The organism is Ruegeria sp. AL12 (genome assembly GCF_056540885.1).
Map to the genome: position 1 here is coordinate 1 of NZ_JBQFXN010000131.1, position 685 is coordinate 685.

The window sequence follows — 685 nt, forward strand, 5'->3', positions numbered from 1 at the left end:
GCACGAATGGTCTTGCAACCGCTATTGGGCGCGGCCCGCGATGCACGAGAAAGGCGGCCCGGTTCCGCATTATGTCACCCTTGTCGGAGACGGGCGCGAGGTCGAAATCGGGGCGTTTCTGTCCGAAGATGAGCGGATCACGCTTTATGACGAGCTGGTCCTAAGACTGCGCGAGCCGGTCGCGCAGTAATGTTTTCCGAGGCCCAGTGCCTCAGCAATCTCCGTTTGAGGCTGCGCACAGGTGATCCTTGACCATAGGACCGACCTTGCCGAAATCCATCTGGCCGGTATAGCGCGTTTTCAACTCGCCCATCACCTTGCCCATATCGCGGATCGAACCCGCGCCGGTTGCCGTGATGGCGGTTTGAATGGCCTTGCTGACCTCATCGTCATCCAGCTGTTTGGGCAGAAATTCCTCGATCACCTCGACTTCGCGAATCTCGCGTTCGGCCAGATCCAGGCGACCGCCCTCTTCGTAGGCGCGGGCGCTTTCCTTGCGCTGCTTGGTCATTTTACCAAGGATTTCAAGAACCTCTGCGACGCTGCATCCCTTTGCTTCTTCATTTTCGGACGCACGTGCCGCGATGTCGCGGTCTTTGATGGCGGCGTTGATCAACCGCAGCGTCGACAGACGCTCGGCTGCTTTGTCTTTCATTGCTTGCTTCAGGGCGGCATTCACCCGTGA

The 685-nt window shown here is 58.7% G+C and carries 2 protein-coding genes; one reads left to right on the top strand and one right to left on the bottom strand.

The annotated features are described in order from the left end of the window. Positions 1-190 (top strand): DUF2244 domain-containing protein (locus tag ACR0C6_RS21810; RefSeq protein ID WP_480621246.1); only part of this gene is annotated, 190 nt, incomplete at its 5' end. 21 nt (positions 191-211) lie between these two features. Here the strand turns inward: ACR0C6_RS21810 and ACR0C6_RS21815 are convergent. Beyond that, the coding region (locus ACR0C6_RS21815; protein ID WP_480621248.1) for a GatB/YqeY domain-containing protein at positions 212-685 on the bottom strand (474 nt) is incomplete at its 5' end.